The organism is Buchnera aphidicola (Cinara cf. splendens/pseudotsugae 3390) (genome assembly GCF_900698845.1).
GTDB classification, from domain to species: Bacteria; Pseudomonadota; Gammaproteobacteria; order Enterobacterales; family Enterobacteriaceae; genus Buchnera_F; species Buchnera_F aphidicola_AM.
In genome coordinates, this window is record NZ_LR217692.1 from 61,597 (window position 1) to 84,656 (window position 23,060).

Below are 23,060 nucleotides of genomic sequence, written 5' to 3' on the forward strand. Positions count from 1 at the left end.
TGTCAATATATATTGAATATTTTCAATATTTTTATTATTAAGTTATATTTATAAAACATGCAGAGTAGATTTTAGTGTTACAATAACAATTATTGTTATAATATATATCATTTAAATAACACATGAATCTTTATTAAGGATATATTAATGTTATTTTGTCATAATTTACAAAAAGATTTAAAATTTTTAATGCATAATATGCAGTATGTTTTGTTATATTTAAAAAAAAATTCTACTTTTGGTGTTATTGAGATAAAAAAAACATACTGTATTTCCATATCTAGTAGATATGGAATTATAGATGATATTGAATCATCTAATTGTACGAATCATGTAGTTACAATTTATAATAATTATCGTCGATCTTCTGTTTTTTCTAATGATGTATCTATTTCAGGCATTTGCAGATCTATTGATAAATCAATTATTATGTCTAAATATATAAACGTTGATAAGTATTTAAGATGTCCAGATATAAATTTATTATACAAGAATAATAAAACAATAAGTATATTTTTTCCTAAATTATTTAGTCTAAAGGAAATTAAGAATTTAGTCAATATTACTGATTTTTATGCTTTAAATTTTGATTCCAAAATTACTAGCACTGAAGGATCTGTTTTTGAATATTTTATTGATTTAAAAATTTTAGGTAATAGTTGTGATTGGATTGGAACACGAATGTCTACACGATATTATTTATCTAGTTGTGTCGTTGCAAGTAGTCAGGGTTGTATGGAAAGAGATTTTAGTTACACTACTGCAAGAGATTTCGAGGATTTAGATAAACCAGCGGAAATTGGAAAAAGTAGTGCTCGAAAAAGTATTGCAAAATTAAATTCAAAAAAAATTGCAACACAAATTTCTCCTATTATTATCAAATCAGATATTTCATATGAGTTATTTATTGATTTGAAGCGTGCTATTAATGGATATGCAGTATATAAGAAATCAACATTTTTGTTAAATTGTATGGATAAACAAATTTTTCCTACTTGGTTAAACATCTTTGAAAATCCATTTTTGGATAAGGGTTTATCATCTAATTTGTTTGATAATGAAGGTATAGCTACTGTTTCTAGAAAAATTATTAATAATGGAGTGTTAAAAACTTGGTTATTAGATACATATTCAGCTAATCGATTGAATATTCCAACTACCGGACATTCTGGAGGAACATATAATTGGTTGATATCAACTAAGAAAAAATTTATTCAATCATTTAATCAAATTCTAGACTCAATGTACACAGGTTTTTTAGTAACAGAGTTATTTGGAGATGGTGTAAATATAGTAACCGGAGATTATTCTAGAGGTGCATGTGGTTTTTGGATAGATCACGGAAAAATAAAACATCCAGTACATGGTGTTACTATTTCTGGTAACATATTAGATATGTGGAATAACATGATAACTCTAGCAAACGACATAAATTCAGGAAACTCAATTCAGTGTGCATCAATATTAATTGATAAAGTACAAATTTCAGGTTTTTGAAAAACAAATACGTATTTTGTATGAAGTTGATTTATAAGCCGGGTTCTGTTAAAAACAGTCATTTATCTAGATTAATAATTTCTTATTAATTCAAAGCAGTCTACCCGAAGTAATGTGCGGGTCGCACGCTTCTACTTGACTTTGCTCCTGGTGGAAGTTTACCGAGCCAAAATTGTTACCAATTTTGCGGTGCGCTTTTACCGCACCATTTCACCTGTACCTTTTTTAAATATTTTAAAAATATTAAATATTTACATTTAATTTTTATATTTGGTAGTTTTTTTTCTGTTGCACTAGTCGTAAGATCACTCTTCCCAGGTGTTACCTGGCACCATACCCTAAGGAGCCCGGACTTTCCTCTGTTAACTATGTAAATTTTAAACAGCGACTGTTCAATCAACTTCATGTAATTTTTTCTTGATAATGGTATTATATAAAATATTTTTATTAAATCCACATATTTTTGCAGTAATTTTTATTGCTGTACTTTTCTGCATGATTTTTTCTAGAATATAAAATATTTTAAATACTTTTTTCGATATAACATTAGATATTATAGGGTTTGATCCATTAATAATGATAGTAATCTCTCCTTTTTTCCAGTTTATTTCTTTTTTAATTTTAGATAACAATTTTTTAATAGTACCGCGTTGAATATTTTCCCATTTTTTTGTTATTTCTTTAGCAATTGTAATTTTTCGACGTTTACCCATGATTTTTTTTATTAATTTCATAGTTTTTACTAATCTTTTTGGAGATTCGTATAAAATAATTGTTCTTTTTTCATGACATAAAGAAGATAGTTTTTTTTCGCAAGCAGTTTTTGTTTTAGGTAAAAAACCTTCATAACAAAATTGATGAGTTTTAAATCCTGATGCACTAAGAGCCGTAATAGCTGCGCAGGCTCCAGGTAATGGTACTACACGAATTTTTTGGTGATAAGATTCTTTTATTAAAAAATATCCGGGATCATTGATAACAGGAGTTCCTGCTTTAGATACTAGTGCAATATTATTGCCAGATTTTAACATGCTTATATACTTTTTTGTTTTTTTATGTTCGTTGCATGCATTTAACGATAATAGGATATTTATTATTGAAAATTTTTTTAATAATACTGATGTATGTTTTATATTTTCTGTAATAATATAATCTACTTTTTTTAATATATTAATAGAACGATATGTGATATCTAGCAAATTTCCAATAGGTGTAGGTACGATGTACAATAAACCTGTTTTGTTTTTTTTTTATACATACTAGTATGTTTCTCTTGTTATATGTTCTTGATTTTTTACATGTAACTGAGTATGATTTTTATTTAAAAATAAATAGTATTTTTAGATCATAATTATTTATATTATAATTATAATTTATTAATTATATTTTTATTATATAAAATATCGTAATTTATTACAAATAAAAAATTTTATTAATTAAATTATATATTTCAATATCTTAAATGATTTATCTGAATAGTTAATTATACTTATATCCTATATCATGATGATATAAATAGTTTTTTTAATTTTTATTAAATATATTTTAAGGATTTAACTATTGAAAAGAACAGTTATTACAGGTTTTGGAATTATTTCAAGTATTGGTACTACCGAACAAGATATTGTGAAATCATTAAAAAATGGCATTTCCGGTATAGTTTTTTCTCAAAAAATGAAAAAATTTGGTCTACATAGTACAGTTTGGGGTAATTTTTCTGCGGATAGAATAAAAGAAATACCTTCTAGGTGGTTACGATTTATGAATCCTGCAACTATGTATTCTTATCTATCTTTTAAAGATGCTATTCAAGATAGTAATTTATATCCTGAAATATATATGAAAAATCCTAGAGTAGGTATTATTATGGGATCTGGAAGTGGACCAGCTCAATGTCATGCGCCTTTATTTAATAAACAAAAAAATAAAACTAGTGTAGTTAGTCCATACTTTGCTATTAAAAATATGCCATCTTCCATCTCTGCTTGCTTGGGAACTCTTTTTAAAATTCAAGGCGTCAGTTATTCTATTAGTTCAGCATGTTCTACTTCCTCTCATTGTATTGGTCATGCATACGAATTGATTTCTTCAGGCAAACAAGATATGATTTTTGCAGGTGGGGGAGAAGAATTAAGTGTTGAATTAGCATGTCAATTTGATTCTATGAGAACTTTATCTACACATTTTAATAACACCCCTGAATGCTCTTCTAGAGCATTTGATAAAAATCGCGATGGATTTGTTATTTCGGGAGGTAGCGGTATTCTTATTTTGGAGGAATTAAGTTTTGCTTTATCAAGGAATGCTAAAATATATGCTGAAGTAATTGGATATGGGGCTACTAGTGATGGGTATAGTATGGTACTTCCTTCAGGAGAAGGTTTTGTTCGTTGCATGAAATACGCGATACGAAATACTATTAATTCTGTTGATTATATTAATGCTCACGGTACTTCTACTAAAATTGGTGATAGTGCAGAATTACATGCTATTAAAAAAGTTTTTGATTTTTCAAAGGTAGATCCATATATATCATCAACTAAGTCTATGACAGGTCATTCTCTAGGTGCTTCTGGAGCTCAAGAAATTATATATACTATGTTAATGTTAAAACATAATTTTATTGCTCCTAGTATTAACATAGATGATTTAGATTCATCTGCTGTTGGTATGAACATAGTAAAGAATGTTATTAATGTTGTTATTGATGTTGCCATGTCTAATAGTTTTGGTTTTGGAGGTACTAATTCTAGTTTAGTGATAAAAAAATATTTTTAAAAATTTATTTTTTGTTTTATTTAAAAGTTTATTTTAATATTTCTTTATTTTATAATACTATTTCATAGTTTTGATAAATTAAGACATTAATATGATATTATATAATTAATATATTTGTATTATTATAATGCATGATTAATTTTATTAAATTTTTATAATAATTATATTATTATTTATACTCTTATATATATTATTATTTTTACATGTTTATATTGTGAGATTTTATATATGAATCAATTAGAACGTTTGAAAAAATACACCACTGTAGTTGTAGATAGCGGAGATATTGAATGTATTGCTCAATATAGACCGCAAGATGCAACTACTAATCCAACATTAATTTTAAAAAGCGCTTTATCAAAAAAATATGAATGTGTTGTTAATGAAGCGATTCAATATGCTAAAAAGACAGGAGGATCGAAATCAACTCAATTACAGAATGCTAGTGACATGGTTTCCGTAGGATTTGGTAAGGAAATTTTGAAATATATTCCAGGATATATATCTACAGAAATTGATGCAAGATTATCATTTAATACTAGTGCATGTGTTAAAAGAGCGATCAAATTAATCGATTTATATCGAGAACAGAATATTGATACTTCTCGAGTTCTAATTAAATTAGCGGCTACATGGGAATGTATTCAGGCTGCTTATAAATTAAAAAAATTAGGTATTTTGTGTAATTTAACTCTTTTGTTTTCTTTTGCACAAGCTCGTGCATGTGCTGATTCTGATGTTTTTTTAATTTCCCCTTTTGTTGGTAGAATTTATGATTGGTATCAAAAGAACAAAACAGATAATTCATATTTTTCTAATTCTGATCCGGGAGTTTTAGCTGTAAAAAAAATTTTTCTTTACTATAAGAAATATATGTATAAAACTATTATTATGAGTGCTAGTTTTAGAAAAGTAGAACAGATTTTAGAATTATCAGGATGTGATCGTATTACGATATCTCCTGATTTGTTGAATGTATTAAAAAATCAAACGTGCAAATTTAATAGAAAATTAGATATTGATAAAATTTCTACTATTTCATCTAAGCCAACACCTTTATCAGAGTCTGAATTTAGATTTTTACATAATCAAGATGCAATGGCTGTAGAAAAATTATCTGAAGGTATTCGACAATTTAGTCATGATCAAATAGAATTAGAGAAATTCTTATTGAGTTTGTTTTGATTTTCTTGATTTTTTTTTAAAAAATAATTTTTAATATTTTTATATTTTAAAAATATATCCTAAAAGGAATATACATGTTATCACGAAAAGAATTATCAAATGCAATACGAATTTTAAGTATTGATGCTATTCAAAAAGCACAATCTGGTCATCCTGGAGCTCCTATGGGAATGGCAGATATTGCTGAAGTTTTATGGCGTGATTTTTTAAAACACAATCCTAATAATCCCTTATGGGAGAATAGAGATAGATTTGTATTATCAAATGGTCATGCTTCTATGTTATTATATAGTTTATTGCATTTATCAGGATACAATATTTCTATAGATGATTTAAAAAATTTTAGACAATGTTTCTCTAAAACACCTGGTCACCCAGAAATATATTGTACTCCTGGAGTAGAAGTTACTACTGGACCTTTAGGGCAAGGATTAGCCATGGGTATTGGTATGGCTCTTGCTGAAAAATTATTCGCGCAATGTTTTAATAGAGAAACATTTAATATTGTAGATCATTTTACATGGATTTTTATTGGAGATGGATGTCTCATGGAAGGTATTTCTCATGAAGCATGTTCGTTAGCGGGTACTTTACAATTAGGTAAATTAATTGTATTTTATGATAAAAATGGTATTTCTATTGATGGTGAAACATCTGAATGGTTTACTGATAATACAAAAAAACGTTTTTTATCATATAACTGGCACGTTATAGAAATAAACGGTCATGATTCAGAAGAAATTATTTACTCAATAAAAAATGCTAAAAAAAATACTACTCAGCCATCATTAATTATTTGTAATACAATTATTGGTTTTGGTTCTCCTAATAAGTCTGGTAAGTCAAGTGTACATGGAGCTCCCTTAGGAGATGCAGAGGTTTCTTTAACTCGTGCGCACTTAAAATGGTCTTACGATCCTTTCTATATTCCTCAGCATATATATTCTGCTTGGAATGCTGTTAAATCAGGAAATTTGGCTGAAAGATCATGGAAAAATATATTAAAAAATTATTCTATAAAATATCCAGAATTATATAGAGAGTATAAACGTCGTATAAAACAAAAATTACCGTATGATTTAGATGTTTTTTTGCAAAAATTTTTGTTAAAAATGAACAATTTACCGAAAGATCTTTCTACTCGTGAAGCTTCGCAAAAAACTTTAGAATATTTTGGTCCTTTTTTACCCGAATTAATAGGTGGTTCTGCTGATTTAGCTCCTAGTAATTTAACTATTTGGTCAGGATCTAAATCTATAAATAAAAACAATACTGGTAATTATATTCATTACGGAGTAAGAGAATTTGGCATGACAGCGATAGCTAATGGAATTTATCACCACGGTGGTTTTATTCCATATACAGGTACTTTTTTAGTTTTTGCAGATTATGCACGTAGTGCGATTCGCATGGCAGCTTTAATGAAAACACGACAAATTCTTGTTTATACTCATGATTCTATTGGTTTGGGAGAAGATGGACCAACCCATCAACCTATTGAACATATTGCTATGTTAAGAGGAATACCTAATCTAAGCGTGTGGAGACCTTGTGATTCTCTAGAAACAGCAACTGCTTGGTTTTATGGTTTAAATAGAAAAGAAGGTCCGACTGCTTTAATATTATCGCGTCAAAATATAACACAATTTACGAGAACAGAACATCAAATAAAAAACATATTTAAAGGTGGATATATTTTAAGAGAATTTGGTGATAAAATTAGTATTATTATTATTTCTACTGGCTCAGAAATACCCTTATCTATTAGTGTTGCTAAAAAAATGTATACTTTAGGTTATCATGTTAGGGTAGTATCTATGGTTTCTACGGATTGTTTTGATAATCAAGATGTAACGTATCGTGAATCAGTATTACCTAAAAAAATTATACATCGAGTATCTATTGAAGCAGGAATTAGTACTTATTGGTATAAATATGTAGGAATAGAAGGTTTAAAAATAGGTATTGATAAATTTGGAGAATCTGGACCAGGTACCCATTTATTTGATATGTTTGGTTTTACAGTCAATAAAATAGTAGATAGAATTAAAAAGAATTTTTTTATTTCATAAGATTAATTGTTTTTATTTATTTTTGGTACTATTATATTGTTATGTTAATAATAATTTTTTTTTGAGAATTTTAAAATATTTAATTATATAAAATCATATTAGGGTATGGTATGTATACCAAAGTACTTAATCTTGCTCAACAATTAATAAATATACCTTCAATTAGTCCAAAGGATCTTGGTTGTCAAGAAATATTAATACAGAGATTACAATCATATGGTTTTTTCATTGAAAAAATGAATTTTAATGATACGAACAATTTTTGGGCATGGAGAGGTTCTGGAAAATCCATTACTTTTTTGGGGCATACAGATGTTGTACCTGCTGGAAATTTATTAAACTGGACAACTCCTCCTTTTATATCTACCGTAAAAAACGGTGTATTGTTTGGGAGAGGTGCGGTAGATATGAAAGGTTCAATTGCTGCTATGTTAATAGCAGTAGAAAATTTCTTAAATAAGAATCCTAATCATCATGGTCGTATATCATTTTTAATCACTTCTGATGAAGAATCGACAGGTAAAAATGGAATTAAGAAAGTTTCTGCAATATTAAAAAAAAGAAATGAAAGAATTAATTATTGTTTAGTTGGAGAACCTACGAGCGAAAAAGTTTTAGGTGATTGTATAAAAAATGGTCGTCGAGGTTCTTTATCAGCTGAATTAAAAATATATGGTAAGCAAGGTCATGTAGCTTATCCTAATTTAGCCCATAACCCTATTCACTGCTCTGCCTTATTTTTAGTAGAATTATCTAATTTATCTTTTGATAAGGGTAATGATTTTTTTGAACCGACTAAAATTCAAATTTCAAAAATATTTTCAGGAAAAAATTATACTACTAACATGATACCAGGAGAATTAAACGTATTTTTTAATATACGGTTTAATCCTTTAGTAGACGAAAAAGTAATCATAAATATAATTAATAAATTACTTATTAAACATTCACTGCAACACTCTATTTCTTGGAAATACTATGCTAAACCCTTTCTTTCTGTACCCAATAATTTATGCCATATTTTAATGACTAGTATATATAATAATACTAGGATTACTCCTGTTATTAAAACAAACGGGGGCACTTCAGATGGTAGATTTCTTTTTAATTTATCTGATGAAATAGTAGAATTTGGTTTGTTAAGTTCAACTATCCACCAAACAAATGAATGTGTAAATGTTTTGGATTTATTACAATTACAAAACATTTATTATGATGTTTTAAACGCTTTGTTTTTATAATTTTTATATCACAATAATATATACATTATACGTATATATTATTGTGATTAATGATTATTATTTATTTTTTATAAAATAATTTTATATAAGTTATACAATGATAAATATGAATTTTATCATTGCATAAATGTGTATAAAATATTTTTTTTAAATACGATAGTATTTGTTTATGTTTTTATTGATATTTTGGGATCATGTATTATTTGAATTAAGTAAGATTTATTGTGGTATTAGTTTGATGATTTTGATATATTTTTTATGTTTACGAAAGTATTGATTGAATAGCTTTTTTTAAAATATTTTTATTTTCCTGTAACAAGGTTGTCATAGGTAATCTCAATGAATTATATTTTATTAAACCAACATATTTAGCGGCCCATTTGATGGGTATAGGGTTTGTTTCTTGAAATAAAAGATGGTGTAAAACACTTAATTTAGAATTTATTTTTCTAGCGTTCGTAAAATCGCCTTGTAAAGCTAGTTTGCACATTTTATACATATATTCTGCTGCAATGTTAGCAGTTACAGAAATTACTCCTATTCCTCCTAATTGAATAAAATCTAATGCAGTTGAATCGTCTCCGCTAATTAAAAGAAAATCATTTTTAACTAGTTGTTTAATTTTACTGACTCTAGATAGATCTCCCGAAGCATCTTTTAATCCAATTATGTTTTTTAATTTTGATAATTGAGCGATTGTTTGCGGTAGTAAGTCGCATCCTGTGCGATTTGGTACATTATATAATATTTGAGGTAAATAGGTACTTTCTGAAATTGCTTTAAAATGCAAGTATAATCCTTTCTGTGTAGGTCGATTATAATAAGGTGTAACATTTAAACATCCAGAAATACCTGATTTTTCAAGTTTTTTAGTTAGTATGATGCTTTCTGCAGTAGCATTTGATCCTGTTCCGGCTATTATAGGTATTTTTTCATCTGCAAATTCTAAAGTATTCATAATAACATTTGTATGTTCATTTTTATTTAATGTAGCTGATTCTCCTGTTGTACCTACTGAAACTATCGCATTAGTTTTATTTTTGATGTGATAATGAATTAATTTTTTTAAACTTTTTTTACAGATATTTCCTTTATCATCCATAGGTGTAATAAGAGCAACAATACTTCCTTTAAACATGTTATGATTCCTTGTTAAAACAAGAATATGTATATTTTAATACGGTTATGATGATTGATTAACGTGAATAATATTTTTATATTTTACTTTTTAAAGAAAATAATATATTAAAGTAATATATAGTACGAAAATATAAGTATTTTATAAAAATAAAAATATTAAATATTTTTTATGATTTTTTTTTTGAGTTACTATTCACAATATTTTTTTTGACAAAAACAGTAACAAAAATTTTTAGTATTTTTATACATATCAAATAATATATTTTATTTAACTTCAATGCATATATTTTGTTATCTGTTTCAAACATCATGCAATTATATAATTTTAATTAATAAAAGTATAATTTTATTATAGATAATTGGTGATTTTTTATTTTTTTATATTAACAAATCTCATTTACCACATTGAGCGCGAAAGCGTAAAACATGATCCATTAATGTAATAGCAAGCATAGCTTCTGCAATAGGAACAGCTCGTATACCTACACAAGGATCATGCCTGCCTTTTGTTATTATAGAAGTTTCTTCTCCTTGGATATTAACAGTTTTTCCAGGTATTCTAATGCTTGATGTTGGTTTGAATGCTGCTTGAATTATGATTTTATCTCCATTACTGATTCCCCCTAAAATCCCTCCTGAATGGTTACTAGTAAATCCATTTGATAAAATTTCGTCTCGATGCATATCTCCTGTTTGCTCAACTACTTGAATACCATCTCCTACTTCAACTGATTTAGCAGCATTTATACTCATAATAGCGTGAGCAATGTCAGCATCTAATCGATCAAAAACAGGTTCTCCTAAACCAATAGGAACATTTTCGGCAATAATTATAATTTTAGCTCCAATAGAGTTTCCAGATTTTTTTAACTTCTTCATATACTGAGTTAGTTCATTTATTTTGTGAGAATTACTACAAAAAAAAGAATTATTTTCTACTTCTTTCCATGAATCAAAAGGGCAATGAATAGGTCCTAATTGAGATAAATATCCTCGAATAATTATATTATATTTTAGTCTTAAATATTTTTTTGCAATTGCTCCTGCTGCTACACGAATGACTGTTTCTCGTGCAGATGATCGACCTCCCCCTCTATAATCTCTAATTCCATATTTTTTGTCATATGTAAAATCAGCGTGGTTAGGACGATATATATTCTTAATATCAGAATAATCTTGCGATCGAGTATCTGTATTTTTTATTGCTATTCCAATACTAGTTCCTGTTGTTTTTCCTTGAAAAATACCTGAAAAAATTTCAATTATATCATTTTCTCGACGTTGCGTAGTAAAAGGAGAAAAACCTGGTCTTCTTCTGTTCAGTTCGTGTTGTATATCACTATTTTTTAAAGAAAAACCTGGAGGAACGCCATCAACAATTCCAGCTAACATTGGTCCGTGTGATTCTCCGCAAGTTGTAACTGTAAATAATTTTCCAATTGTGTTTCCAGCCATATAAACCTCGTGTTTTATAAAAGAAAACGGATTATTTAATATATGTAATCATTTTATTGCAATATTTTATTTTTAAAATAAACATATAAATAATAATATTATGTATCATGCAAGACAGTTAAATGATTTTGTCAGGATTAATAATTATTAGAAGAAATTAATGTATAAACTATCATTTTTAAAAACTATATATTTTGTTTAATTATTATTAAATGATATCATTATTTTGTATAATTATATATGTCTCAGTGTCTATTAGTATAATTAAATATTATAGAAGGTATGATTATGAAAAAAAATAATATAACTAATGTAAACGAAAAAGAAACTTTTTTATATTATATGAAAGGTGTGAAAAAAATTATACAAGATAAAATCTATCACATAAATGTACAAGATAATAATAAATACAATTTATACATTAAAAATATTGTAACACAAGATGCACATAGTTATTATTTTAGGCATGTAGTGGATGAAAATTCATGCTGTTCTGTATCTAATGATCCTGTTTGTTTTGTTCGAAATATCAGCTATAATTTGGATCTTAAAAAATTGAAAAGAGGAGAATATCGACCTGAAATTACTTTGGATTTACATGGTATGAATTTGTATCAAGCAAAAAAAGAATTAGGAGTATTAATTGCAATTTGTCATCAAAAAAAATTTTTTTGTGCTAGCATACTTCACGGATATGGTAAAAAAATATTAAAAAAGAATATACCTTTTTGGTTATCCAAACATCCTGATGTACTGGCTTTTCATCAAGCCCCTAGATTTTTTGGACATGATGCTGCTATTTTAATTTTTATCAAGAATGATTGTGAGTAGTAAATATGGAATTTATATTATGATTATTATATAATTATAAATATAGTAAAACTTATAAAACTTTCATGTTGTATAATTTTTATATATATTTTATAAACATGAAATTATATATTATGTTTTTTGACGATTTTATTTTTATATAGATACTAAAACAATTATTTTTATATGATAAAATACTGTTATAAATAAATATAGTAGATTTTGTAAATTCGTTAAAAAATTGACTTTTTATACAAAAAAAACATATAAGTGAAAGTAAATATTTTTAGTATTAATTATATTATACAAACCATTAATAAATATATTTTTATATGAATAGATTTTTCTCTTTATTATACATAATGTTAATAATAAATAAGGTAATAAAATTGAATAAAAATCGTGTACGTTTAGCTATACAAAAATCTGGTAGATTAAGTTATGACTCGCACGAGTTGTTAAAAAGCTGTGGTGTAAAAATTAATCTACAAAAATCTAGTTTGTTTGCTTTTGCTGAAAATATGCCACTTGATATTCTTCTAGTACGAGATGATGATATTCCGGGTTTAATTATGGATGGAGTAGTAGAATTAGGCATCATTGGTTCTAATGTTTTAAAAGAACAATCTTTAACTAGATTACTAGTTAAAGAATCTGTTTCATATACTTTATTACATAAGTTAGATTTTGGTGTTTGTCGTCTTTCTGTATCAGTTCCATTAGAAATGAAATATTCAGGAATATCCTGCTTACAGAATCTTCGTATTGCTACATCATATCCCAATTTATTAAAAAGGTATTTTGATAAACAAAATGTTTCTTTTAAGCCGTTTATTTTAAATGGTTCGGTGGAAGTAGCATATAATTCGGGATTAGCAGATGTAATATGTGATTTAGTATCCACTGGAGCTACTTTAGATGCAAATGGATTAAGAGAAGTAGAAACTGTTTATCATTCTTGTGCTTGTTTAATTTCTCAAAAAATAAAATCTTTAGTTCCAGAAAAAAAAATATTTATCAAAAAGCTTTTAAATCGCATCAAAGGGGTAATTAAAGCAAGAGAATCTAAATACATAATGTTACATATTGAAAAAAATAAATTAAATGCAGTTACAAATTTATTACAAGGAGCGGAACGCCCTACTATTTTAGAGTTGTTTGGGAATAAAAATAAAGTAGCTTTGCACATGGTGAGCAGTGAAAATATTTTTTGGGAAACCATGGAACAATTAAAGTTACTAGGAGCGAGTTCTATCTTAGTACTCCCTATAGAAAAAATGATGGAATGAAATAATTATGTTAAATATGAGTAAAAATATTTTTTATTGGGATAATTTATCTGAAAAAGACAAATTTTCCTTGTTATTAAGACCTAAGTTGCAAGTTAACAACAGTTTAAAATCTTCTGTTTCAAAGATTCTTAAAAATGTAAAAAAAAACGGTGATACTGCTTTACATACTTATAATTTACAGTTTGATAAAATTGAATTAGATTTTTTTTATGTTAAGGAAAAACGAATAAATGCTGCTTCTTCTTTAGTTTCTGAATCATTTAAGAAAGCTGTATTAATAGCAAAAAAAAACATTAGAATGTTTCATGCTAAACAAATTTTTGCTGATTTAGATGTATGTACGTATCCAGGAGTTCGATGCCAACATATTAGTAGACCAATAAATTCAGTAGGTTTGTATGTTCCAAAAGGTCTTTACCCATTAGTTTCTACTGTTTTGATGTTAGCAATACCTGCTAAGTTAGCAGGATGTCCAAATATAGTTTTATGCTCTCCTCCTCCTGTCAGTAATGAAATATTATATATTGCAAAGATATGTGGAATAAAACGAGTAATTCAATTAGGTGGAGCGCATGCAATTGCAGCTTTGGCTTTTGGGACTAATAGTATACAAAAAGTTGATAAAATTTTTGGACCAGGCAATATTTTTGTAACAGAAGCTAAATTACAAGTTAGTCAATCAATAGATCCTTGTGTTTCGATTGATATGCTAGCAGGTCCTTCTGAAATGTTAATTATTGCTGATAAGTATTCTAATCCTGAATTTATTGCTTCTGATTTATTAGCTCAATTAGAACATGATAATAATTCTCAGGTAATATTAGTCAGTACTAGCGAGAATTTAGCTAACTGTGTAGTTTCAGAAATTAAACAACAAATACCTTTTTTAGTAAAAAAGAATATTATTTTACATTCGTGGAAAAATAGTAAAATTATTGTAACTAAATCTATATTAAAATGTTTTGAAATATCAAATTTATATTCTCCTGAACATTTAATATTACATATTAAAAATTCTAGAAATTTTCTGTCGCATATAAAAAACGCTGGATCAGTTTTTTTAGGTTCATGGACACCCGGTGCTGCAGGTGATTACATTACTGGAGCTAATCATGTTTTGCCTACATATGGGTGTTCTAGTACATATTCTTCTTTATGTGTTTCTGATTTTAAAAAAATAATTACAATTCAATCTATGACAAGGAAATCTTTGCAAAAATTATCTAAAAGTATTATGGTTTTATCTAAAACGGAAGGTATGGATGCTCATAGTAAATCAGTAAGCACTAGAATTAATTATTTAGATGCCATTAATATAAAAAATGAGTCGATATAGTATGAAACGTCTAACTCCGCATCACATACATGCTTTACACCCATATCAATCTGCACGTCGAATTGGTTTAACTGGTCGTATTTACTTAAACGCTAATGAATCCCCCTGGAATAATATTGTTAAATACAAGCATACTGATTTAAATCGATATCCAGAATTTCAATCATCTGTGTTATTAAAAAAATATGCTCAGTATTCTGATACATCTATTAATAATATATTAATTACTAGAGGAGCAGATGAAGGAATAGAGTTACTAGTTCGTGCTTTTTGTGTTCCAAAAAGTGATAAAATTATGTTTTTTCCCCCAACATATGATATGTATGCAGTGATAGCGAATATGTATAATATCAAAAAAAAAAAAATTCCAATATTATCAAGTTTTCAATTAGATTTGATAAATATAAAAAAATATATTAATGATGTTAAATTAATTTATATTTGTAATCCAAATAATCCTACTGGAAATTTTTTTTTAAAAAATGACATTATTAGTATTCTTACTATTATTCCATTAACAACTTTATTAATAATTGATGAAGCGTATGTTGATTTTTCTATTGAAAATAGTTTTATTTCAAAGATACACAAGTATGCTAACTTAGTTATTTTAAGGACGTTATCTAAAGCTTTCGGTCTATCAGCTTTGAGATGTGGTTTTGTTTTGTCTAATCCTAATATTATTAATATTCTTAAAAAAGTATCAGCTCCTTATCCTATTGCTACTCCTATTTCAGATCTTGCTGTACAATCTCTAAAATTGGAGAATATTAAACAGGTTCAAGAAAACATTTTACAGGTTGCACTTAATAAAGATTTTCTAGTCAAAAAGTTACAGTCTTTTTCATGTGTAGATTATGTATTTCCCAGTAAAACTAATTTTATTCTTGTTAGATTTTTTGATTCTGATGTTGTTTTTCAATATTTTTTATTACATGGAATTGTAGTTCGTGATCAATCATATAAAATAGGTTTAAATAATTGTTTAAGAATATCTATTGGAACTATTAAAGAATGTCAAGAAGTAATTCAAGTTTTATGTATGTTTGAAGGAAAAAAACTATAAGATGAAAAAAAAATTTTTATTTATTGATCGTGATGGTACTTTAATTCATGAACCTAAAAAAACATTACAAATTGATAGTTTTAGTAAATTTGTTTTAGAAAAAGATGTGATTATTTCTTTATTACAGTTAATAAAACTTGGTTATAAATTAGTTTTAATTACTAATCAAGATGGTTTAGGTAGTGTTTCTTTTCCTTTAAATAAATTTAGTAAAATACATAATTTAATGTTAAGTATTTTTTCTTCACAAAAAATTTTTTTTGACAGTATTTTGATTTGTCCGCATTTTTTTCGAGATAAATGTAATTGTCGTAAACCAAATACTGCTTTAGTAAAACATTGGATTAATGATAATAAATTTGATAAAAAAAATAGTTATGTTATTGGAGATAGAGATACTGATATTCAATTAGCTAATAATATGGGTATAAAGAGTTTTTTGTATAGTGCTAATTTTTTTTCATGGCAAAATATAGTTGCTTGTTTACAGCGTCCTAATCGTTTTTCAGAGATTTCACGAAATACTCTTGAAACAAAAATATTTATAAAAATTAGTCTGGATACTCCTATTGACAACTATATAAATACTGGTATTCACTTTTTAAATCATATGTTAGACCAATTTAGAATTCATAGTGGTATTTATATGTATATTGATGTTATTGGAGATTTGTGGATTGATGATCATCATACAATTGAAGATATTGGAATTACATTGGGATCTGCTTTAAGACATGCCTTAGGAAATAAAGTTGGTATTTCTAGGTATGGATTTACATTACCTATGGATGAAAGTATTTGTTCATGTGCTATTGATATATCTGGTCGTTCTTTTTTGGAATTTTATGCTGTTTTTAACAATAAATATATTGGTGATTTAAGCGCTTGTATGATAGAACATTTTTTTTATTCAATTAGTCAATCTATGAAAATTACTATTCATTTGCATGCTTGCGGTAAAAATGATCATCATTGTGCTGAAAGTTTATTTAAAGCGTTTGGTAGAACTTTAAAACAAGCTATTTACTTGGACGGTTTTAGTTTACCTACTTCAAAAGGTGTTTTATAATGTCAATTGTAATTATTAATACCGGTTATTCTAATATACACTCTATTAGGAGTGCTATACGTAGGGTAGGATATACATCAAGTGTTACTGATTCAATTCATGATATTAAAGTAGCTGATAAAATATTTTTACCGGGTATAGGTACTGCTGTTTCTGCAATGAAAATGTTAATACAAAATAATTTGTTATCTTTTATAAAAAAGACAAATCAACCAATTTTAGGAATTTGTTTAGGTATGCAGTTATTAGGGAAATATAGTTATGAAGGTAAAAAATGTATTTTATTAAATAAAATATCTAATTCAATAAAGAAACTACCGAATAAAAACTGTTCTGTTCCACATATTGGTTGGAATACTGTATGTTATACAGATTCTCATATTTTGTTTCAAAACATAGATGATAATACTCGATTTTATTTTTTACATAGTTATTATATGGATATTAATCCACATACTATTTCTATATCAACACACGGTCTTCAGTTTTGTTCTTCAGTTGCAGTACAAAATTTTTTTGGAGTACAATTTCATCCAGAAAAATCAGGATATGCTGGAGAACAATTAATTAAAAATTTTTTAGAGATATAACGAATATGATTATTCCATCTTTAGATTTTATTAATGGTAGAATTGTACGACTATATCAAGGTAATTATAGTAATAAAACTTTATATGATATTGATGTTTTTAAACATATAGATCAATACATTAATGAAGGTTTAACATATATACATTTAGTAGATTTAGATGGATGTAATAATCCTGAAGATCGTCAAAAAAATATTTTAAAAATTATTTCTCATTATCGTAATAAAATTACTTTTCAAGTGGGTGGGGGAATTCGTTCTATACATGATATAGAAAATTTATTACGTGTGGGGGTTTCAAAGATTGTAATAGGAACTATTGCTATTAATCAACCTGATCAATTTAAACAATGGCTACTTAAGTATGGCAGTGACAGATTTGTATTGGCTACAGATATATATGTAACAGATAATAATGATTATAAACTGGCTATTCATGGCTGGAAAACTATTACTGATATAAACTTAGAAAATATACTTTATAAATTTATTCCTTATGGATTAAAGAATATTTTATGTACAGATATATCAAGAGATGGAACGTTTTTAGGTCCTAATATAATTTTATATAAAAATTTAAAGAAAAAATTTCCAAATATAATATTACAAGCTTCGGGAGGAATTAATTCTCTTTCAGATATATATCTTTTAAAAAAATGTAATATAGACCATGTTATTATTGGACGAGCTTTATTAGAAAAAAATTTTACTTTTTCGGAGGCTCAGCAATGTTGGCAAAAAGAATAATAGCATGTTTGGATGTTAACAATGGAATGGTAGTAAAAGGTATTAAATTTAATAATCATGTAATTGTTGGTAATATACTTGAACTAGCAAAATATTATTCACAGGAAGGAATTGATGAATTGGTTTTTTACGATATATCAGCTTCTCCTAGAAAAAAATTGCTAGATATTCAGTGGATTGCTCGTATTGCAGATATTATTAATATTCCTTTTTCAGTAGCCGGTGGAATTTCTTCTGTAGAAGATGCAAGATTAATTTTATCCTTAGGAGCAGATAAAATATCCATTAATTCTCCAGCTTTACATAATCCTTCATTAATTAGCCAGTTAGCAGATCGTTTTGGAGTACAGTGTATTGTAGTTGGAATTGATTCGTGGTACGATAAAAATAGTAAAAAATATCATGTTTTTCAATACACCGGTCAACAAAGTAAATCTTGTTCTACATTGTGGAATACCATTGATTGGGTTCAGAAAGTACAAAAATTAGGTGCAGGTGAAATTGTTTTGAATACCATGAATACAGATGGTATGAAAAATGGATATGATATTATACAGTTGCAGAGAATTCGAGACATTTGCTCAATACCACTGATAGCGTCTGGTGGAGCCGGTAATATGTATGATTTTTTAAATGTATTTAATTATGCGCATGTTGATGGAGCTTTAGCTGCTTCTATATTTCACGACAAAACAGTTTCCATTATAGATTTAAAAAATTTTTTATCTGATAAAGGGGTGATAATCAGAAAATGTTAACCTATGATGATATAAAAAACTTAAATTGGAAGAAGTTTAAAAATATGATACCTGCAATTGCTCAACATTATGTTTCAGGAGAAATATTAATGTTTGGATATATGAATCAATCTGCATGTATACATACTTTTAAAAATAAGCTATTTACTCTGTACTCTCGAAAAAAAAAACGTTTGTGGGTTAAAGGAGAAACTTCTAAAAATTTTTTATATGTAAAAAAAATAACAACAGATTGTGATCGTGATGTTATTTTAGTACAGGTTAAACCTGCGGGAAATGCTTGTCATCTAAATAGATTTAGTTGTTTTGAATCTTCACAACCAATATATTCTTTTCTTTTACAATTAGAAAATGTTATTAAATTAAGAAAAAAAAACGTTACTCATAAATCTTATGTGAACAATTTATTTTCTTCTGGTAAGAATAGAATTGCTCAGAAAGTTGGCGAAGAATCAATTGAAGTAATTATAGCTTTTTTAGAAAAAAATTCTGTTAATGTTATTAATGAATCATCTGATTTATTGTTTCATTTATTAATTTTGTTACAATATATAGATATAGATTTTCAATTAATTATAAAAAATTTAAAGTGTAGGGTTAACAAATAATATTTAATATTTTTAAGTAATATTAATTATTTATAAAAAATTATGCATACAATTTTTTATAAATTTACTCTTGAGGATATATATGTCTAATCATGATATTGGTGTTATTGGAATGGGGGTTATGGGAAAAAATTTAGCATATAATATTGCTAATACTGGATATACAGTGTCGGTATTTAATCGATCTAATAACATGATCATGCAATCTTTATTAGAAAAACCTATTAAAAAAGTATTTCCGTATTTGTCTATAAAAGAATTTGTAAATTCTATTCGTAAACCTCGGTGTATTTTGCTAATGATCCAATCCGGATCTCCTGTAGATGAAATAATACAAATTTTGTTATCTTATATACAGATTAATGATATAATAATTGATGGTGGAAATTCATTTTATGTTGACACTATTAGAAGATTTAATTTTTTAAAACAAAAATCTATTCAATTTTTAGGTGTTGGTATATCAGGCGGTGAAGAAGGAGCTTTATACGGTCCTTCAATTATGCCTGGAGGAAATAGAGAAGCATATGATTTGGTGGCTCCAATTTTTGAAAATATTTCTGCTAAATATAATAAAGAAGCATGTGTACAATATATTGGTCCGGATGGATCTGGACATTATGTAAAAATGGTTCATAATGGTATTGAGTATAGTGACATGCAATTAATTGCAGAAACATATTCTTTGTTGAAAAATTTAATTGGCATGAATAATGTTGATATATCTAATATATTTAAGAAATGGAATAAGGGAGAATTATGTAGTTATTTGATAGAAATAACAGGAAAAATTTTGTGTAAAAAAGATGTAGATGGAAATTTTATTTTAGATTCTATCTTAGATTCTGCGTCTAGTAAAGGTACAGGAACATGGACAGCTAAAAGTGCTTTAGAACTGTATGCTCCTTGTTCTGTAATTGCAGAATCTGTTTTTTCTAGATATTTGTCTATTATGAAAGTTAATAGGATGATTGCATCGACAATTTTGTTTGGACCTAAAATATCTTTAGATAAATCTTTTAATATAGAATTATTTATTAGTGATCTTGAAAAGGCTTTATATTTAGGAAAAATTATTTCATATGCACAAGGTTTTTTCTTAATTAAGACAGCTTCTCAGCATTATCATTGGAATTTACAATTTTACAATATTGCTAAAATTTTTCGTGCTGGATGTATTATCAGAGCAGATTTATTGAATAATATTGTAACGTCATACAATGAAAATAATGATTTAATTGATTTATTATTTTCCCCTATCTTTCAGGAGATTAGCAATGCTTATAATGTATCTTTGCGCAATATCATTTCTATAGCAGTACAAAATGGAATATCCATACCAGTTTTTTCCAGTGCGTTATCATACTACGATGGATATCGCACTGTAAATTCTTCTGCTAATTTAATACAGGCACAGAGAGATTATTTTGGATCTCATACATATCAAAGAATTGATCAATCTGGAACATTCCATACTGATTGGTCCTAGATTATTAGTACAACTATTACATTATTTATCATGCTATTTTTTAGAAATATAAATATTAATTTTTGTATTTTTTTATTGTATATCGGTACTCAATTAGAGTTTTTTGTAAAGAAATTTTATGATTTTTTATTTTTAAAACAAAATATATATAATATGTACACAAGTATATGTTTGTGTCTATCGTTATAGGCATAAATTTTTTTAGAAATTATAAGGTTTTTCATTATTTTATAGTTTTTGTGTGATATTGATTAATTTTATTTTATCATTATGGTTATTTATGAAATCTTCTATCAATAAAATGTTAGTAACATGTGCTTTTCCATACGCTAATGGGGACATACATTTAGGACATTTATTAGAACAAATTCAAGCAGACATTTGGGTTCGATATTTTCGTATGAAAAATCGTTCAGTTATTTTTATTTGTTCAGACGATACACATGGTACAGCAATTATGTTGCAAGCGAAAAAATTGCAGATTAGTCCTGATCAATTAATTCATGATGTACAAAAAAAACATGAAAAAGATTTTTTGCAATTTTCTATAGTTCATGATAATTACTCATCTACACATAGTGTAACTAATAAAAATTTTTGTATAAAAATATATAACCATTTATTAAAAAAAAATTTTATTAAAGAAAAGAAAATTATTCAATTATATGATACACATTTTAAGATGTTTTTATCAGATCGATTTATTAAAGGTACATGTCCACAGTGTAAATCTAAAAATCAATATGGTGACAATTGTGATGTTTGCGGGTCTATTTATGATGCAACTGAATTATTAAATGCTACTTCCGAGTTATCGCATGCACCTTTGAAAAAAAAATCTTCTAATCATTTATTTTTTAAATTATCTTCTTTTTCAAATTTTTTAAAAAAATGGGTTAATTCTGATGTTTTGCAAGTCTCTGTTTTTAACAAAATTAATGAATGGTTATCTGGTAATTTAAATTCTTGGAATATATCTAGAGATAAACCATATTTTGGATTTTTGATTCCTAACTATACTGACAAGTTTTTTTATGTATGGATGGATGCTCCTATTGGATATATTAGTTGTTTTAAAGAATTATGTGACATGAATCAAGATATAAACTTTGATGATTATTGGTCAATAAATTCTAAACATGAACTGTATCATTTTATTGGTAAAGATATTATTTATTTTCATGCTCTATTTTGGCCGGCCATATTGGAGGGATATGGTTATAGAAAACCCACAAAAATATTTGCACATGGTTATTTGACATTTAAAGGATTAAAATTATCTAAGTCAAAAGGATCCATGATAACTGCTAGTAAATGGTTATCCTGTTTTGATTCTGATTCTTTGCGATATTATTTTTCTTCAAAATTATCTGATACAATTCAAGATATAGAAATGAATTTATATGATTATGCACGTAAAATTAATTCTGATATTGTAAATAGTATAATTAATTTAGCTTCGCGTAATGCTTCTTTTTTAGAAAAATATTTTTATAATGTTTTATCTAATGATATTATTATTACATCGACAGTATATAAAAAATTTATTAATTCTTCATTAGATATTGAGAAATTATTTGAAAATAGAAAATTTTCTTTAGTAGTGCAAAAGATTAGATACTTATCTGATTTAGCTAATAAATATATTACTGATAAAAAACCATGGATATTAATAAAAAATGTATTTAATAAACAGAAAGTTCATAAAATCTGTTCTTTAGGAATTAATTTATTCAGAATATTGATCATTTTTTTAAAACCTATTATGCCTATTTTAGCTTCTAATGTAGAATGTTTTTTGAATACATCTTTAGTATGGAAAAATATTCGCGAACCTCTCATGAATCATAAAATTAATAAATTTTCTTGTTTATATAAACGCATTAAAATGAGTAGTATTGATGATTTTTTATCACAAATATAGTTAA

19 protein-coding genes and 1 other RNA gene are annotated in these 23,060 nt (G+C 26.5%); 16 read left to right on the top strand and 4 right to left on the bottom strand.

All coding sequences use genetic code 11. The features are described 5' to 3' along the window. The first annotated feature begins 147 nt into the window (after positions 1-147). On the top strand, positions 148-1,497 hold the full coding sequence (locus BUCISPPS3390_RS00310) for a metallopeptidase TldD-related protein (protein WP_154060679.1): 1,350 nt from the start codon (positions 148-150) through the stop codon (positions 1,495-1,497). An 18-nt stretch (positions 1,498-1,515) separates the two neighbouring features. Here the strand turns inward: BUCISPPS3390_RS00310 and rnpB are convergent. Further along, positions 1,516-1,901: RNase P RNA component class A (rnpB, locus tag BUCISPPS3390_RS00315), an RNA gene on the bottom strand. Further along, positions 1,890-2,726 carry a 16S rRNA (cytidine(1402)-2'-O)-methyltransferase gene (gene rsmI, locus BUCISPPS3390_RS00320; protein WP_154060680.1) on the bottom strand — a complete coding sequence of 279 codons (837 nt, stop codon included), beginning with the start codon at positions 2,724-2,726 and terminating at the stop codon, positions 1,890-1,892. The genes rnpB and rsmI overlap by 12 nt, the downstream gene beginning before the upstream one ends. A gap of 331 nt (positions 2,727-3,057) precedes the next feature. Between rsmI and BUCISPPS3390_RS00325 the strand changes: the two genes are divergently transcribed. From BUCISPPS3390_RS00325 to dapE, 4 genes are all read left to right on the top strand, one after another. Continuing rightward, complete coding sequence (locus tag BUCISPPS3390_RS00325; protein ID WP_154060681.1) at positions 3,058-4,275, top strand: beta-ketoacyl synthase N-terminal-like domain-containing protein; 1,218 nt, start codon at positions 3,058-3,060, stop codon at positions 4,273-4,275. 228 nt (positions 4,276-4,503) lie between these two features. Next, complete coding sequence (gene tal, locus BUCISPPS3390_RS00330; RefSeq protein WP_154060682.1) at positions 4,504-5,460, top strand: transaldolase; 957 nt, start codon at positions 4,504-4,506, stop codon at positions 5,458-5,460. A gap of 74 nt (positions 5,461-5,534) precedes the next feature. Next, positions 5,535-7,532, top strand: a complete 1,998-nt coding sequence (gene tkt / locus BUCISPPS3390_RS00335; RefSeq protein ID WP_154060683.1) for a transketolase — start codon at positions 5,535-5,537, stop codon at positions 7,530-7,532. A 110-nt stretch (positions 7,533-7,642) separates the two neighbouring features. After that, positions 7,643-8,773: a succinyl-diaminopimelate desuccinylase gene (dapE, locus tag BUCISPPS3390_RS00340; protein WP_154060684.1), complete on the top strand. Its 1,131-nt coding sequence runs from the start codon at positions 7,643-7,645 to the stop codon at positions 8,771-8,773. Positions 8,774-9,035: 262 nt separating this feature from the next. Here dapE and dapA read toward each other — a convergent pair whose 3' ends face one another. Beyond that, entirely contained in the window at positions 9,036-9,911 is an 876-nt protein-coding gene (gene dapA / locus BUCISPPS3390_RS00345; protein ID WP_154060685.1) for a 4-hydroxy-tetrahydrodipicolinate synthase, read from the bottom strand. Between the two features lie 395 nt (positions 9,912-10,306). Further along, positions 10,307-11,368: a chorismate synthase gene (gene aroC, locus BUCISPPS3390_RS00350; protein WP_154060686.1), complete on the bottom strand. Its 1,062-nt coding sequence runs from the start codon at positions 11,366-11,368 to the stop codon at positions 10,307-10,309. A 288-nt stretch (positions 11,369-11,656) separates the two neighbouring features. Here aroC and smrB point away from each other — a divergent pair, with 288 nt between their 5' ends. The 11 genes from smrB to metG all read left to right on the top strand — a co-directional run bounded on the left by smrB (position 11,657) and on the right by metG (position 23,056). Continuing rightward, entirely contained in the window at positions 11,657-12,199 is a 543-nt protein-coding gene (gene smrB, locus BUCISPPS3390_RS00355; protein WP_154060687.1) for an endonuclease SmrB, read from the top strand. Between the two features lie 341 nt (positions 12,200-12,540). After that, complete coding sequence (gene hisG / locus BUCISPPS3390_RS00360) at positions 12,541-13,467, top strand: ATP phosphoribosyltransferase (protein WP_154060978.1); 927 nt, start codon at positions 12,541-12,543, stop codon at positions 13,465-13,467. 7 nt (positions 13,468-13,474) lie between these two features. Then, complete coding sequence (gene hisD, locus BUCISPPS3390_RS00365) at positions 13,475-14,806, top strand: histidinol dehydrogenase (RefSeq protein ID WP_154060688.1); 1,332 nt, start codon at positions 13,475-13,477, stop codon at positions 14,804-14,806. A 1-nt stretch (position 14,807) separates the two neighbouring features. After that, the gene (gene hisC / locus BUCISPPS3390_RS00370; RefSeq protein ID WP_154060689.1) at positions 14,808-15,872 is read left to right on the top strand and encodes a histidinol-phosphate transaminase; all 1,065 of its coding nucleotides are present in this window, start codon (positions 14,808-14,810) and stop codon (positions 15,870-15,872) included. Position 15,873: 1 nt separating this feature from the next. After that, complete coding sequence (gene hisB / locus BUCISPPS3390_RS00375) at positions 15,874-16,941, top strand: bifunctional histidinol-phosphatase/imidazoleglycerol-phosphate dehydratase HisB (protein ID WP_154060690.1); 1,068 nt, start codon at positions 15,874-15,876, stop codon at positions 16,939-16,941. Then, the gene (hisH, locus tag BUCISPPS3390_RS00380) at positions 16,941-17,531 is read left to right on the top strand and encodes an imidazole glycerol phosphate synthase subunit HisH (RefSeq protein WP_154060691.1); all 591 of its coding nucleotides are present in this window, start codon (positions 16,941-16,943) and stop codon (positions 17,529-17,531) included. The genes hisB and hisH overlap by 1 nt, the downstream gene beginning before the upstream one ends. Positions 17,532-17,536: 5 nt before the next feature. After that, positions 17,537-18,277, top strand: a complete 741-nt coding sequence (locus tag BUCISPPS3390_RS00385; protein ID WP_154060692.1) for a 1-(5-phosphoribosyl)-5-[(5-phosphoribosylamino)methylideneamino] imidazole-4-carboxamide isomerase — start codon at positions 17,537-17,539, stop codon at positions 18,275-18,277. After that, a complete protein-coding gene (gene hisF, locus BUCISPPS3390_RS00390) occupies positions 18,259-19,035 on the top strand; it encodes an imidazole glycerol phosphate synthase subunit HisF (RefSeq protein WP_154060693.1) in 777 nt (258 codons plus the stop codon). The genes BUCISPPS3390_RS00385 and hisF overlap by 19 nt, the downstream gene beginning before the upstream one ends. Next, on the top strand, positions 19,029-19,643 hold the full coding sequence (hisIE, locus tag BUCISPPS3390_RS00395) for a bifunctional phosphoribosyl-AMP cyclohydrolase/phosphoribosyl-ATP diphosphatase HisIE (RefSeq protein WP_154060694.1): 615 nt from the start codon (positions 19,029-19,031) through the stop codon (positions 19,641-19,643). Before hisF ends, hisIE begins: the two co-directional genes overlap by 7 nt. Before the next feature lie 82 nt (positions 19,644-19,725). Then, the gene (gndA, locus tag BUCISPPS3390_RS00400) at positions 19,726-21,132 is read left to right on the top strand and encodes an NADP-dependent phosphogluconate dehydrogenase (protein WP_154060695.1); all 1,407 of its coding nucleotides are present in this window, start codon (positions 19,726-19,728) and stop codon (positions 21,130-21,132) included. 280 nt (positions 21,133-21,412) lie between these two features. After that, positions 21,413-23,056, top strand: coding sequence for a methionine--tRNA ligase (gene metG, locus BUCISPPS3390_RS00405; RefSeq protein ID WP_154060696.1), 1,644 nt, complete (start codon positions 21,413-21,415; stop codon positions 23,054-23,056). Positions 23,057-23,060: the final 4 nt, after the last annotated feature.

What these genes read in the sequence shown, in the direction of transcription:
- BUCISPPS3390_RS00310 (WP_154060679.1), top strand. Translation starts at nt 148, where the DNA reads ATGTTATTTTGTCATAATTTACAAAAAGATTTAAAATTTTTAATGCAT.
- tal (WP_154060682.1), top strand. Translation starts at nt 4,504, where the DNA reads ATGAATCAATTAGAACGTTTGAAAAAATACACCACTGTAGTTGTAGAT.
- tkt (WP_154060683.1), top strand. Translation starts at nt 5,535, where the DNA reads ATGTTATCACGAAAAGAATTATCAAATGCAATACGAATTTTAAGTATT.
- dapE (WP_154060684.1), top strand. Translation starts at nt 7,643, where the DNA reads ATGTATACCAAAGTACTTAATCTTGCTCAACAATTAATAAATATACCT.
- dapA (WP_154060685.1), bottom strand. Translation starts at nt 9,911, where the DNA reads ATGTTTAAAGGAAGTATTGTTGCTCTTATTACACCTATGGATGATAAA.
- aroC (WP_154060686.1), bottom strand. Translation starts at nt 11,368, where the DNA reads ATGGCTGGAAACACAATTGGAAAATTATTTACAGTTACAACTTGCGGA.
- smrB (WP_154060687.1), top strand. Translation starts at nt 11,657, where the DNA reads ATGAAAAAAAATAATATAACTAATGTAAACGAAAAAGAAACTTTTTTA.
- hisG (WP_154060978.1), top strand. Translation starts at nt 12,541, where the DNA reads ATGTTAATAATAAATAAGGTAATAAAATTGAATAAAAATCGTGTACGT.
- hisD (WP_154060688.1), top strand. Translation starts at nt 13,475, where the DNA reads ATGTTAAATATGAGTAAAAATATTTTTTATTGGGATAATTTATCTGAA.
- hisC (WP_154060689.1), top strand. Translation starts at nt 14,808, where the DNA reads ATGAAACGTCTAACTCCGCATCACATACATGCTTTACACCCATATCAA.
- hisB (WP_154060690.1), top strand. Translation starts at nt 15,874, where the DNA reads ATGAAAAAAAAATTTTTATTTATTGATCGTGATGGTACTTTAATTCAT.
- hisH (WP_154060691.1), top strand. Translation starts at nt 16,941, where the DNA reads ATGTCAATTGTAATTATTAATACCGGTTATTCTAATATACACTCTATT.
- BUCISPPS3390_RS00385 (WP_154060692.1), top strand. Translation starts at nt 17,537, where the DNA reads ATGATTATTCCATCTTTAGATTTTATTAATGGTAGAATTGTACGACTA.
- hisF (WP_154060693.1), top strand. Translation starts at nt 18,259, where the DNA reads ATGTTGGCAAAAAGAATAATAGCATGTTTGGATGTTAACAATGGAATG.
- hisIE (WP_154060694.1), top strand. Translation starts at nt 19,029, where the DNA reads ATGTTAACCTATGATGATATAAAAAACTTAAATTGGAAGAAGTTTAAA.
- gndA (WP_154060695.1), top strand. Translation starts at nt 19,726, where the DNA reads ATGTCTAATCATGATATTGGTGTTATTGGAATGGGGGTTATGGGAAAA.
- metG (WP_154060696.1), top strand. Translation starts at nt 21,413, where the DNA reads ATGAAATCTTCTATCAATAAAATGTTAGTAACATGTGCTTTTCCATAC.